Annotated in this window: 9 protein-coding genes; 4 read left to right on the top strand and 5 right to left on the bottom strand. The window is 59.7% G+C overall.

Going from position 1 to position 13394, the window contains the following annotated elements; translation table 11 throughout:
* Positions 1-11: 11 nt before the first annotated feature.
* A complete protein-coding gene (locus PSH86_RS18550; protein WP_109753279.1) occupies positions 12-986 on the bottom strand; it encodes a quinone oxidoreductase in 975 nt (324 codons plus the stop codon).
* 467 nt (positions 987-1453) lie between these two features.
* Here PSH86_RS18550 and PSH86_RS18545 point away from each other — a divergent pair, with 467 nt between their 5' ends.
* Positions 1454-2473 (top strand): substrate-binding domain-containing protein, encoded by a 1020-nt coding sequence (locus PSH86_RS18545; protein ID WP_163859017.1) that lies wholly within the window; start codon positions 1454-1456, stop codon positions 2471-2473.
* Positions 2461-5481 carry an EAL domain-containing protein gene (locus tag PSH86_RS18540; RefSeq protein ID WP_305484144.1) on the top strand — a complete coding sequence of 1007 codons (3021 nt, stop codon included), beginning with the start codon at positions 2461-2463 and terminating at the stop codon, positions 5479-5481. The genes PSH86_RS18545 and PSH86_RS18540 overlap by 13 nt, the downstream gene beginning before the upstream one ends.
* 44 nt (positions 5482-5525) lie before the next feature.
* Here PSH86_RS18540 and PSH86_RS18535 read toward each other — a convergent pair whose 3' ends face one another.
* The 3 genes from PSH86_RS18535 to PSH86_RS18525 all read right to left on the bottom strand — a co-directional run bounded on the left by PSH86_RS18535 (position 5526) and on the right by PSH86_RS18525 (position 8321).
* Positions 5526-6014 (bottom strand): hypothetical protein, encoded by a 489-nt coding sequence (locus PSH86_RS18535; protein WP_116832737.1) that lies wholly within the window; start codon positions 6012-6014, stop codon positions 5526-5528.
* Between the two features lie 256 nt (positions 6015-6270).
* Positions 6271-6855, bottom strand: a complete 585-nt coding sequence (locus PSH86_RS18530) for an aminodeoxychorismate/anthranilate synthase component II (RefSeq protein ID WP_109753275.1) — start codon at positions 6853-6855, stop codon at positions 6271-6273.
* Positions 6852-8321 carry an anthranilate synthase component I family protein gene (locus PSH86_RS18525; RefSeq protein WP_232201507.1) on the bottom strand — a complete coding sequence of 490 codons (1470 nt, stop codon included), beginning with the start codon at positions 8319-8321 and terminating at the stop codon, positions 6852-6854. The genes PSH86_RS18530 and PSH86_RS18525 overlap by 4 nt, the downstream gene beginning before the upstream one ends.
* Positions 8322-9122: 801 nt before the next feature.
* Between PSH86_RS18525 and PSH86_RS18520 the strand changes: the two genes are divergently transcribed.
* Positions 9123-10328 (top strand): DSD1 family PLP-dependent enzyme, encoded by a 1206-nt coding sequence (locus PSH86_RS18520; protein ID WP_163859019.1) that lies wholly within the window; start codon positions 9123-9125, stop codon positions 10326-10328.
* Between the two features lie 36 nt (positions 10329-10364).
* Here PSH86_RS18520 and PSH86_RS18515 read toward each other — a convergent pair whose 3' ends face one another.
* Positions 10365-11585, bottom strand: coding sequence for a multidrug effflux MFS transporter (locus PSH86_RS18515; protein ID WP_109753272.1), 1221 nt, complete (start codon positions 11583-11585; stop codon positions 10365-10367).
* 388 nt (positions 11586-11973) lie between these two features.
* Between PSH86_RS18515 and PSH86_RS18510 the strand changes: the two genes are divergently transcribed.
* A complete protein-coding gene (locus PSH86_RS18510; RefSeq protein WP_109753271.1) occupies positions 11974-13392 on the top strand; it encodes an LLM class flavin-dependent oxidoreductase in 1419 nt (472 codons plus the stop codon).
* Positions 13393-13394: the final 2 nt, after the last annotated feature.

Here is a 13394-nt window from a genome sequence, read left to right as displayed (position 1 = left end):
TCAAGGACATTTCAGGGAATGAGCAGCAGAGTACCTGAAGCGCGGCCGCTTTCCAGATCCGCGTGGGCTTGTGCGACGTCCTCCAGCTTGTAGGTTTTCCAGACGGCGGGTTCGATGATTCCGGCCTGGAGCGCGGCCAATACGTCATTGGCGCGCGCCTGGTACTCCTCGACGCTACTGGTGTGGGCGGCAATCGAGGGGCGGGTGAGGAATAGCGAACCCTTGGCGTTGAGCATGCCCACTTCGATCGCTTGTGGCGCACCTGACGATGCGCCGAAAGACACCATCAGCCCGCGCGGGCGCAGGCAATCGAGCGATGCTGCGAACGAGACTCGCCCAATCGGGTCGTAAACCACATCGGCCTTCTTGCCGTCGGTGATGCGAGCCACCTCCTGCGCCAACGTCTGGGCATCGAAAACCAGGACTTCATCGCAGCCCAGAGCCCGCGCCTTCTCGACGCTTTGCGCACGAGAGACGACTCCGATCACGAAAGCGCCCAGATGCTTGGCCCACTTGGCCATGATTGCGCCGACACCACCGGCGACGCCATACAACACCATGACCGTTCCCGGCCCCACGGGATAAGTGCTCTTGAGCAGGTACTGGGCGGTGATGCCCTTGAACAGTACGGCGGCAGCATCCTGGAAGCTGATCGATGCAGGAAGTGGTACCAGTTTCCCGGCCGGAACCAAGCGGCCACTCGCGTAGGCACCCAGCGGGCCGGTGGCATACGCCACGCGATCACCGACCTTGACGTGAGTGACACCTGGTCCTACCGCAGTGACCAGCCCGGCCCCCTCCAGACCCAACCCCGAAGGCAGGGCGACGGGAACCGCGCCGTTGCGCTGGGTGACGTCGAGGTAGTTGATGCCGATGGCATGCTGTTGGAGCCACACCTCACCGAAGCCGGGCGCAGCATGACCGTCCTGTTTGACCTCTAGAACCTGCGGCCCACCCGTGGAAGAAAAACCAATGACCGTGACCATTCCAGCAACTCCTCAGGACTCGAAAATGTATGTCGCTGGAGAATGATTGCAGACCTTTGCATGGACAATACCTTGGTCATGCAAGGCATAGCTGCACCCTGTGCAGTAATTCGATGGGTTGAATCATTGATGGGGCTGCCCCGTTTTTTCTTGATCCCTCTGAAATCCATTTTTTATCACTGGCATTGCCCTTTTACCCACAAAGGACCTGATGGCAGCAGAACCGACTATCCTTTGGGAACACTGCATTCTCGGCAAAAAGGGACGTCATGCCAGACTATGATCGCGTCACCGGCCCCAGACCCGGCATCCCATGCGGTGACCCCACCTGTTTGATCAGGCCCAGATTACTGAGTCCCTGGCTACTGGGGATGGCTTGCGTAACGGTAGCCTGTCTTTTCACGGCAACTTCCGGATACGGCCAGAACCTGTCAACCGCAACGGATGCCGAGAACGACAAGGTCACGGTGACTCAAGCACAGGAAATCGTTTCCAGGGCCTCCCTCGGCGCCGTTCGTTGGAACGGCCCAGAGTCCGGCCCGCAAGCCCAGCGGGGCAAGAGCATCGCGCTCGTCGCAGAAGATTTGCGTAACGGAGGCATCGTCGGTGTCGCGCAGGGCGCTCGGGAGGCTGCCAACGCGTTGGGCTGGACGCTGAAGATATTCGATGGCGCCGGATCATCGGCTGGGCGCGCGAAGGCCTTTGCCGATGCCCTGGCAGCGAAGCCCGACGGCCTCATTCTGTGCGGCTCCGATGCCCTTGAGAACAATGCGGCGCTGCTTCTGTTCGCCAACCAGGAAGTGCCGGTGGTTGGTTGGCACGTCGGAGTACGCCCCGGGCCGATCGACGGCACGCCGGTGGCCATGAACGTCACCACTGACCCGCTTGAAGTGGCCCGCCTCACGGCCATGGCGGCGGTGGCGCAGTCGAGCGGACGCGCCGGCGTGGTCATCCTGACCGACTCCAAGTACAGCATTGCCATGGCGAAAGCCAGGGCCATGGAGGACGTCATCCGGGCCTGCCGAGAATGTACGTTGCTGGAGGTGCGCGATGTCGCGATCTCCGAGAGTGGCGAGAAGATGCCAGCGATCACCAAGGAGTTGCTTCAGCGCTATGGCAAGCGCTGGACCCACACGCTGGCCATCAACGACATCTATTTCGACTACTCGATTGCCTCGTTGACCAACGCCGCCATACCCAGTGACGGCATCAGTCTGTTGTCTGCCGGTGACGGCAGCGCTTCGGCTTTCTTGCGCATACAGGCAAAAACCTACCAGACCGTTACCGTGGCCGAACCGCTCAACCTGCATGGCTGGCAAGTGATGGATGAATTGAACCGCTTGTTCGCAGGCCAGCCGGTGAGCGGCTTCGTGGCGCCGATTCACTTGGTCAATGCCGACAATATGGCCTTCGATGGCGGGAAAAAATTTCACTACGATCCTGACAATGGCTATCGAGACATCTATCGCCACCAATGGAATCCTTGACGTTGGACATGAATTTCCGACTTGGACGCCCGCTATTGCCGCAGTCGCTGCGGGCACAGTTCACTCTGGCGTTCCTGACGCTGGCGCTGCTGATCCTGGCAGGGGGCGCCACAGCGGTCTATGCGTTGCGCACCTCAAACAGCGCCACTCGCCAGTTGACGGATGAACGACTGGTCCGCATGCAAGATGGGCAAGACATGGCGCAGCGCACTTTGCTGATCGAACGCCAGACCGACCAGTTTCTGACGAGCCGTTCCCCCGACATCCTGCGTTCAAGCTATGCGGCGACCGTCGAGCAGCTTGAAGCCCTCGATCAACTGGTGCAGCAACTGACTGCCGCCAACAGTGGCGTGGCGATACTCGACATGCATCAGTCGAGTCAGATGTTCCGCAATACCGCCAACATCGTTGCGCAACTGCGAGAAAGCCTGCTGCAAACCGAGGTCACCTTCGAGCAGGCCCTCAAGGATCAAACCGCCCGGCTCACCGCGACCCAGACCCGGGCCAACCTGGAACTGGCGATGATGCTTTTCGATCTGCCGCAAGCGGCTGACAGCGAGGCCGTGCAACGGCTGCGGATCCGATACGAGGGACTGTCACGCACCTCAGGCAAGTTGCCTGATGCTGATGTGGCGATGCCCGATCTCTTCGCCCTGCGCCAGACGCTCATCAATCAGCATAACGTCATGCAGCGCTTCAATGAGCAACTGAAGAACGAAGCCGGGAGGCTGGTCGCGGTGGCCAGGGCGCAATCGAGTGCCTACACCGAAGACTATCGCCAGGCCGTGCAGCGCCTGGTCGAGGCCTCGAATCGCAGCCAGCAATGGGTGCTGATCATGTTGGGCGCCAGCCTGGTATTCGCCTGGTTCGTGACCCGGGTCTTCATGGGTCGCCATGTGCTCGTGCGCCTGAATGAAATAAGCCGGCAATTGCGCCAGGAACACGCTGACAAGACTCATCTGATGATGGCGGACCATGGCAAGGACGAGATCGGCAACATGGCGCGCGCGGTGAATCAATTCCTCGAAGATCGACTTCAATTGGAAAAAAGAACGGCTCAATTGAGTATCGCCACGGAACGGCTCGCCGTGCAAAACGACCGCTTGGAGCAAGAAGCCATTGTCCGTGCCGGACAAGGTCATGTCCTGGAAATGATCGCCAGGAGCACCGAGCTTGCAGAAGTACTCGACAGTCTGGCTCACCTGGTCGAGTCCCAGTTGGAGGGCATGAAGGTGTCCATCCTGGTGCTGGATGAGGAGGGCAAGCACCTGCTGCACGGGGCGGCGCCCAGCTTGCCAAAATCCTATAGCCAGCTTATCGACGGGGTCGAGATCGGTCCGAACGTCGGTTCATGCGGCACCTCGGCGTATCGACGAGAACCGGTCATCGTCACGGACATCCAGCAGGATCCATTGTGGGAAGCGTACCGCTCACTCGCCGAACCCTATGGGTTTCGCGCCTGCTGGTCGACGCCGATCCTGTCCCATGAGCGAAAGGTCCTGGGTACGTTTGCCTTGTATGCCAACACCGTACGCAGCCCCAGCCCGGCCGAGACGCAATTGATCGACATGGCGACACCGCTTGCCGGCATTGCGATAGAACGCCAACTGACCGAAAAGCGCATTCGCTATATGGGCGACCATGACGCACTGACCGGGCTGCCGAATCGCACCCTGCTCGAAGACCGTCTCAAGCAGGCGATGCTTTATGCCCAGCGCTACAACCGGCTGGTGACGGTGGTATTTCTCGACCTGGATAAGTTCAAACTGGTGAATGACAGCCTTGGGCACAGTGCCGGGGACGAACTGTTGAAAACCGTCGCCCAGCGCATGCTGGAGTGTGTACGTCGTACCGATACCGTCGTGCGACTGGGGGGCGACGAGTTTGTGATCATCCTGTTCGACCAGCCCTCGGATCTCGACGGTGTGACGCCAGTCCTGCATAAAATCCAGGAAGCCATCCTGCGGCCGATTCAGCTCGCCGGCCATACACTCCACGTCACCTGCAGCATGGGGCTGGCCACTTACCCGGCCGACGGCAGCGATACCGACACGTTGCTCAGCAATGCAGACGCCGCCATGTACCGGGCCAAGGAACTGGGGCGCAACAGTTTTCAGTTCTATACGAGCGAGATGAATAACAAGGTTCAGGGCAAGCTCGTCATGCAAGACGGGCTTCGAAGCGCACTCAACAATGATGAATTCCTGCTGTTGTATCAGCCCCAGGTGGATTTGCAGTCAGGCCGGATCATCGGCGTAGAGGCGTTGATCCGTTGGCAACACCCCGATCTGGGCATGGTGTCTCCGATCAAATTCATTCCCCAGGCCGAAGATACCGGGTTGATCGTGCCTATCGGCGACTGGGTGATTCGTACCGCCTGCAGACAGAACAAGGCGTGGCAGGACGCCGGCTGGCCGCCGATCACCGTGTCGGTGAACATCTCCGCCCGCCAGTTCATCGAAAGGGACCTGATCGACCGGGTGAAGCATGCCTTGCAAGAAAGTGGACTGGACCCGATGTACCTTGAGCTGGAATTGACCGAAAGCCTGATCATGCAGGACCTTCAGCAAGCCATCAGCAAAATGAAGGCACTGCAAGCAATGGGGATCAGCCTCTCGATCGACGACTTCGGCACCGGTTACTCCAGTCTCGCCGCATTGAAAAGCTTCCCGATCGCCAGACTCAAGATCGACCAGTCTTTCGTACGCGATCTGCCCGACAACGAGAACGACAAGGCCATTGCCACCGCGGTGATTTCGTTGGGGCACAAACTGAACCTCAAGGTCATTGCCGAAGGTGTCGAAACCCGAGAGCAGCAAGACTTCCTGCGTGAAAATGGCTGCGATGAAATCCAGGGATATTTTTTCAGCAAGGCGGTCAGCGCGCAGGAAATCGGCCTGTTATTGCGTACGTCTGGCGGACCTCAATCGAACCGCATTGCCAACCCTGACTCGGTAAGGCAACAACGCGAGGTAAAACGCCCAAACAGTCCGATGCCCGGGCATTAACGACTTGGTTCTTAGGTATTCTCGGGAGAGGGTATCGCCAGGCCTCAGGAAGCATCCTGCTCATAGCTGCAACCCACATAGAGGTCGCTGTCCTTGTTTTCCGTGGAGACCACGCGCAGGGTCGCGCCGTTGCCGAGGTCGCGCTGGTAGTCAACATAGCCGTCGGTATCCAACGTCTTTTCCAGTTTCAGGGTGCTGGCGAGCTTCTGCGCATCGGCCTTCGGGTTGCTGCTTTTGGCCTGGAGAAAGAAGCTGAAGCGGTCGGTCATCACCAAGGTGGTCGACGACACGCCGTGCACCGTCAGCGCCGCAGTGGCTTGCCAGGCGCCACCGCCCCACGGGCTGTGGGCTTCATCCTTGGGGAGCGTCAGTTGTTCAGCGTCGACCAGGCCATTGAACTCGCTCACTTGCTGCGCACTGGCCTGGCACTGCGCCAGGGCCTTGAACAGATCGCTGTGGCTCGGACCTGCGGCCGAGACAGAAAAGGTGGACAGGCACCCGGCCAGGGTGACGATACCAAGGGAGATTTTCATGCCGACATCCTTGTTCAGTTGAGTGACAGGTGATGGGTACCCGAGGTGAATGGCAGCCAGCATCGGATATGAACGTGCTGCCCAACTGCACACGGGCCTGTATTGCCGGTCGCAAGCTTGCCATCGCTGAGTTGAATATGCCATCAGGATATTCCTGAGGATGGAGCGTCGCAGCAACCTATCGTGCTCATTCCTGGCTCCCGTCAGCCGGCGAGTCAATGGTTGGAGAAGGGGCGCATGCCCCTTCCTGGTGGGGTCACTTGTGCACGTAACAGCGGATGAAACTGCGGAACAGGTCCAGGCCGTTTTCGGTCAGGATGCTTTCAGGGTGGAACTGCACTCCCTCCACCGGCAGGTGACGATGGCGTACACCCATCACATAGCCGTCGTCCGTGGATCTCGAGGTGATCTGCAGGCAGTCGGGTAATGGCTGGTCGCTGATCATCAGCGAGTGATAACGGGTGGCCTGTATCGGGCGTGCCTGGGTGTGGGCATAGACGCCCTTGCCGTCGTTCTCGATCGTACTCACCTTGCCGTGCATCACGTGCAGGGCTCGGCAAACCTGGGCACCGAAGGCCAGGCCGATGGCCTGGTGACCCAGACACACACCCAGCAGCGGCAGGGTCTCCTGAAAGTGCTCGATCACTTGGATGTAGCCCACGTCGGCCGGATGTCCAGGCCCTGGGCCCAGCACGCAGAAGTCCGGCGAGAATGCTTCGATGCGCTGGATGAGATCCGGCACGTCATGGCGCTCGACGCGGGTTTCCAGCCCCAGTTGTTCCAGGTATTGGCTGATGATAAAGACGAAGCTGTCGTAGGCATCGATCAGGAATACTTTCACAGTGCGATCTCCTGGCCGGTCACTGCCCGGTAGACGGAACCCATCTTGTACAGCGTCTCTTTCCACTCCAGTTCGGGCACCGAATCGGCCACCACGCCGGCGGATGCCCGCAAGTGGTACGTACCCTCGTCGAAGACCGTTGAGCGAATGCACAACGCGGTGTTGACGCTGCCATCGAAACCGACCAGGCCAAGGGCCCCGGCATAAATGCCCCGGCGGTTGCTTTCCATCCCCTCGATCAGTTCCATTGCCCTGACCTTGGGCGCGCCGGACATGGTTCCCGCGGGGAACGAGGCCTTGATCACGTCGTAGGCATCCAGGCCCGGGCGCAGCAGGCCACGAACGTTGGACACCATGTGATAGAGGTGCGAGTACTCTTCCACCAGCATGAATTCATCGACCTCCAGCGAGCCGGCCTGGCACACACGACCAATGTCGTTGCGACACAGGTCGATGAGCATCAGGTGTTCGGCGCGCTCCTTTTCCGAGCGGGTCAGTTCCAGGACCAGCTGAGCCGGATCGACGCCAGGTTTCTTGCCGACGGTGCCGGCGATCGGACGCATTTCTATCAAGTCGTCCTTGATCCTGACGAACAGCTCGGGACTGGCGCCGATCAGGTCGATGCCACCTACGTGGGCCAGGTACATGTAGGGGGAGGGGTTGCGAAGGCGCAGGTGCTGGTACACAGCGAACGGTGAAACCTGCGAGCGGATGCGAACCTCATGGCCGAGCTGGATCTGGTAGACGTCACCGGCGCGGATGTGCTCCATCGCCACTTCGACACGCTCGACGAACTGCTCCGGGGACACTGTGCGCTCTTCCTCGAACGCCTCGGGATACGATGGCGGATCCTGCGCTTCGCATGCTGGGGTTGTGCTCAGGAAGGGGTAGTCCTCCAACGTGCGGGGCGTCCAGAGGTCGTGGTTGTTGATCAGGGTTTCGACAATGCCATTGCTGTGGAAATAAACCAGCGTCTGATAGACCGACAGGGCAATGAGAGGGTAGTCGTAGGTCTGTTTGGCCAGGTCGGGAAGCCGCTCGATCAGGCGAACGCAGTCGTAAGAGAAATAGCCGAAGAAGGCCAGGCTGGAGGGCGCATTGGGCGCCGGCTGGAACGTTGCCTGGATAGTCCGGAGCAGGTCCCATGCCGCCTCACTGTCGGGTAGATGGATCGTGTACGCCTGGTCAACCTGCACGCCCGCTTGCCGCAGGCTGGCGGACAAGTGTTCGCACAGGGCAACGCCGCCTCGCAGCTGTGCCTGGCCCTCGTTGATGCACACTTCGAAAAGCGGCTCGAGCCCGATGATCGTCGCTCGGCGATCACGGCTTGGACCGGACAGTGATTCAAGAATGAAAACAGATTCGCGACCCAATTGTTCCAGTGCATTTGCATATATGCCAAGTGCATCCGCAGGTCGCCGTTCCTCGTGATGAAGAACATTCACGGCAATTAAATTTCTATTCATGGTTAATGCCATTTTAAAGGTGCAACGGTTCAGGCGCTCCATTAAGAGAGCACCACGGGAATATAAAGCGCGCAGGCACTTTAAATACGTGTTGACGGATATTCTGAATATTCGGGACGGACGCTGTTCATGTCGCGCGCATTACCAGGCTTGCAATGGATTGCTGCCAGGCGATGCGCAGGGCACAAGGCGCGAGCGTCTTCGAGTTCAGTGGGGAAAGATCAGGACGTTGCTGGCAGGCAGCAGACAGGCTCCGGTCTTCGCTGGATTAGCGACGCCAGATATTGCTTTTGAAGATGGCCAGAATGGCCGGGGAGCAGCTATCGGGATAGCTGTGGGAGGAACTGATAGCAGAAAGGTGATAGTACATTCTTAGACATCCCAGTCTTGGCTAAACACTGCGGGAATAATTGGCAGTGCGGTGAAACTACCAACGTGTCCCTTGAGCTGTCAACTGCTGTGGGAGATTTAATCTTTCATTCATTTCTGGAGTGGGACGAAAAACTATCCCGGGTGTATGTAATCGCGCGTGTTTTTTACAAGAAACCTGTGCGAGCGCAACTGCGAGATAGTTCAGTTGGGTATTTGTAAGTTCTGGGGGCGCCGATGTGGTTGCGGGCTTCTTGGCAAAGCATGGCCGCCAAAGTCCCCTTTCTGACCGCCCATAGCCTCAACAGCCAGATGCTGCTGCCGTAACGTGCACCTGACTGCGCACGCCGAGGGAGCGTCCTGATGAATCGTAGAACCTTTATGCTCGGCACCGCGGGAGTGGGGGCATTGATGGTCGGGGCGGGGGTGCTGTTGCGGCCGAGTGATCGGGGCAGCCCTTACAATGAGTATTTCCGCGCGCTGAACCAGGAGCTGAAGACCCATGGGCCGATGCGACCGGTGATGCTCATCGACCTCGACCTGCTCGATCACAACATCAATGTGGTCATGCAATCCGTCACACGCGCCGGTAAACACTTGCGCCTGGTGGAGAAATCCCTGCCATCCCCGGGGCTGTTGGCCTACATCGCCAAACGTACCGATACCCGGCGGCTGATGTCGTTTCATCAGCCGTTCCTCAATCACGATGCAGTGACCTTTCCCGAGGCTGATATCTTGCTCGGCAAACCTTTACCGGTGCGCTCGGCCGAGGTGTTTTACCAAACCCACAAGGGAACCTTCGACCCTTCCAGGCAACTGCAATGGCTGCTCGATACGCCCCAGCGACTGATGGATTACCTGGCATTGGCGCAAGGCCTGGGCATCCGGATGCGGGTCAATATCGAGCTGGATGTCGGCCTGCATCGCGGCGGTGTCGCTGACCAAACGGTGCTCGGCGAGATGCTGACACTGATCAGTGCCCATCCGCAGCATCTCGAATTCGCCGGTTTCATGGGGTATGACCCGTTTGTCGGCATGGGTGTGCCCAAGGTCCTCGGTTCGTCCCAGGCGTTGTTCGACAAGGTGATGGTCATCTACAACGCTCATGTGCGCTACCTACGGGAGCGTTTCCCGGCGCTTTGGCACGAAGGGCTCACGCTCAATACCGCCGGCAGCCCCAGCTACCGCATGCATGAGCAGGAACGCTTGAGCAGCGAGGTCTCGGTGGGGACGGCGTTTCTCAAACCGACCCATTACGACCTGCCATCGCTGGCCGAGCATGTGCCGGCGGCCTTCATCGCAACGCCAGTGCTAAAGAGTACTGGAGCCGTGAATTTTCCAGCCCTGGATGACAAGTCCCGATTGTTCTCTTGGTGGGACCCTAATCAGCGCGCGACATTCTTTATCTATGGCGGCAACTGGATGGCCGAGTTCGAGTCCCCTTCGGGGCTTCAAAGCAACGAGCTCTATGGTCGCAGTTCCAACCAGGAAATGGTCAACGGCTCACCCGCCGTAGGGCTGGATGTGGAAGACCAGGTGTTTTTGCGGCCAACCCAGACGGAATCCGTGCTGCTGCAATTTGGTGATTTGCTGGCCGTGCGCGGTGGGAAGATTGTCGAAACCTGGCCCGTGTATTGATCGGAGCGTGTAATGCCCGGAGCACAACGGCCATCTTCAACGGCTGCCCCGCAAGAGAAACAATACCAGTGCCACCAGGCAGGCCGTCGCCTGGATCCCGCCCAACGTCGTGACCGGCGCGAAGCTCAAGACCGAGGCCAGCCAGGTGGTCAGCGCTGCCGCACCCATGGAGAGAAACCCCAGCAGTGCGGAGGCCATGCCGGCTTCTTTGCCGAAAGGTCCCATGGTGATTGCCGTGCCCAGCGGATTGGCCAGGCCCATGCCCCACAAAAAGGTGATCATCGAGAGGGCATACCACCCAAGACCAGGCGCGGCCGGACCGACGAGAAGCAGGCCTCCGCCGGTCATGGCGCAGGCAATGCCCAGCAGTGTGATGATCCGGGCACCATGACGATGCGCCAGGCGCGGAGCCGCCATGCCGGCTGCGAACACGACGAATACCGTAGAGGCGAAATACAGGCCGGTCTGCACCGACGTCAGGCCGATACCTTTCATCAGGATGGCAGGTGCCGCCGCGAACGATGCGAACAAGCCACTCATCAGCAGGCTCATTGAAAGGGCAGGGAGGATGAAGCGCTTATCCAGCGCCAATCGGCGATAGGCGAGGACCACGCTCTTGGCCGAGTGCGGCGCCCGGCGATCGGCGGGATGGGTTTCTCCCAGGTCACGCACGTAGAAAAAGGCCAGTACAACGGCGGCCAGCCCGACCAGGATGAAGACGGCACGCCAGCCGAGCGTGACGGACAGGACGCTGCCGGCCAGCGGCGAAAAGCCAGGCGCCGCGGCAGTGGCGATCATAGTCAGTGACAGGGCGCGGGCGAGCGTCTCGCCTTCGAACAGATCCCGAGCGATGGCGCGCGACAGCACCGAGGCTGCGCATACGCCCAGCGCCTGCACGACGCGTCCGGCGATCAATACATCGAGCGTGCTGGCAAGACCGGCGATGACGGTGCCTACAACGAATACCGAGAGGCCGCCCAGCACCAGTTTCTGGCGCCCGTAGCGATCGGCCAGTGGCCCGACCACCAGTTGACCCAAGGCGAAGGTGATGAAGAAGCTGGACAGCGTCAGGCCGAGCTCGCGAGCGGTCACGCCCAGATCTTCACCGATGTCCGCAAACGCCGGAAGGATGATGTTGGTGGAGAGCATGCTGATCGCCGCGAGGCCGGCAAGCAGTGCCACGACTTTACCGGTCAAGGGTTGGGTGGAGGCGTGGGGTTGTGTATCGGCAATCGCCAATGAAGTCCGGGCTTCCATACGTCATTTCCTGCGCTGGTGGATGGCGTGCCTCAACCTGAGTCTGCGGCCCGCGGCGTTGCTGGGGTGAGCATCACGCTGTAACGTCTCGTCAATAACATGATGGTCATAATATTCTGGCTGAATATGATGGTCGTAATCTGATGCGTCAAGTTAAATCTTTGAGGAATTTCGGTATAGGCGTGAGGAGCTTCTTGTACGAATTGGCTGCACACTGTCTGCCACCAGACAGTTGATCAACAAGGTTGTCCCCGTGCAGGCATTTCCACTGCCTGAATGCATGTCTAACTGTTTGTAAATAAACGAATTATTACTTGGCACGAATCGTGTTGATAGAGCAATGAGAAGCACCGGGAAGTGGTGCTGAATCTATCGAGCAGGAGTTCCCATGCCACGTGAAATTCGTTTGAATGCCTTTGAGATGAACTGTGTCGGTCACCAGTCGCCCGGTCTCTGGAGGCATCCCAAGGATCGCGCCTGGCAGTACAAGGACCTGGATTACTGGACTGACCTGGCCAAGCTGCTGGAGCGCGGCAAGTTCGACGGCATCTTCATCGCCGATGTGATCGGTATCTACGATGTGCTCGGCGGCAACGGCGATGCCGCCATCCGCCAGGCGACCCAGGTGCCGGTCAACGATCCGTTGGCGTTGATCACGCCGATGGCATTGGTGACTGAACACTTGGGCTTTGGCCTCACTGCCTCGCTGACCTTCGAACACCCTTATCCCTTTGCCCGTCGCTTGTCCACGCTGGACCATCTGACCAAGGGCCGCATCGGATGGAACATCGTCACCTCTTACCTCGACAGCGGGGCGCGCAACCTCGGGCAGAAGGCGCTGAGCGATCACGATGCGCGCTATGACTACGCCGACGAATACCTGGAGGTGCTCTACAAGTTGTTCGAAGGCAGTTGGGAGGAGGGTGCGGTGGTGCGCGACCGTGAGCGCGGGATTTTCAGCGACCCGAGCAAGGTCCACGAGATCCGTCACCAGGGCAAGCATTTCCAAGTGCCGGGCATCCACCTTTGCGAGCCGTCACCGCAACGCACGCCGGTGCTCTACCAAGCGGGCGCGTCGAGTCGTGGTAAGGACTTCGCCGCCGGCCATGCGGAATGTGTGTTTGTCGCCGCACCGTCCAAGGTGATCCTGAAAAAGACCGTGGCCGATATACGCCGGCGCGCTGCCGAAGCCGGGCGCGATCCGCGCAAGGTGTTGATCTTCAACTTGCAGACGGTGATCGTCGACGAGACCGACGCCAAGGCACAGGCCAAGTGGCGGGAACTGAAATCCTACAGTAGCTACGAGGGCGCGCTCGCGCTGATCTCCGGCTGGACCGGCATCGACTTCGGTCAGTACCGGCCCGACCAGGTGCTCAAGCACATCCATACCAATGCCATCCAGTCGGCGGTGGAAACCTTCTCTACCGCCGACCCGGACAAGCAGTGGACCGTCCAGGAACTGGCCGACTGGGTCGGCATTGGCGGGTTCGGCCCGTTGATCGTCGGCAGTGCGCAAACCGTGGCCGACGAGCTGCAGGCCTGGGTCGAGGACACCGACGTGGACGGCTTCAACCTGGCTTACGCCCTGGCCCATGAAACCTTCCACGATGTGGTTGAACTGCTGGTGCCCGAGTTGCAACGGCGCGGTGCGTACAAGACCGAATACCGCCCAGGCACGCTGCGCGACAAGCTGTTCGGCGACGGTCCGCGACTGCCCGCCAACCACCCTGGTGCTGGCTACCGGGACTTGAAGCGCCTGGTCCGGCACACCCACCTCGCTGAGCCGGCCTTGGCCGGTGAGGAGTAAGC

Origin of the sequence: Pseudomonas sp. FP2300, from assembly GCF_030687595.1 — a bacterium.
Taxonomy (GTDB): Bacteria; Pseudomonadota; Gammaproteobacteria; order Pseudomonadales; family Pseudomonadaceae; genus Aquipseudomonas; species Aquipseudomonas bijieensis.
Note: the sequence above shows the minus strand (reverse complement) of the source record. Positions and strands in the feature narration are given on the sequence as shown.

Excerpts from the sequence above, each read along its gene's own strand:
- PSH86_RS18540 (WP_305484144.1), top strand. The coding sequence starts at position 2,461 with ATGGAATCCTTGACGTTGGACATGAATTTCCGACTTGGACGCCCGCTA.
- PSH86_RS18515 (WP_109753272.1), bottom strand. The coding sequence starts at position 11,585 with ATGGAAGCCCGGACTTCATTGGCGATTGCCGATACACAACCCCACGCC.
- PSH86_RS18510 (WP_109753271.1), top strand. The coding sequence starts at position 11,974 with ATGCCACGTGAAATTCGTTTGAATGCCTTTGAGATGAACTGTGTCGGT.
- PSH86_RS18535 (WP_116832737.1), bottom strand. The coding sequence starts at position 6,014 with ATGAAAATCTCCCTTGGTATCGTCACCCTGGCCGGGTGCCTGTCCACC.
- PSH86_RS18525 (WP_232201507.1), bottom strand. The coding sequence starts at position 8,321 with ATGAATAGAAATTTAATTGCCGTGAATGTTCTTCATCACGAGGAACGG.
- PSH86_RS18550 (WP_109753279.1), bottom strand. The coding sequence starts at position 986 with ATGGTCACGGTCATTGGTTTTTCTTCCACGGGTGGGCCGCAGGTTCTA.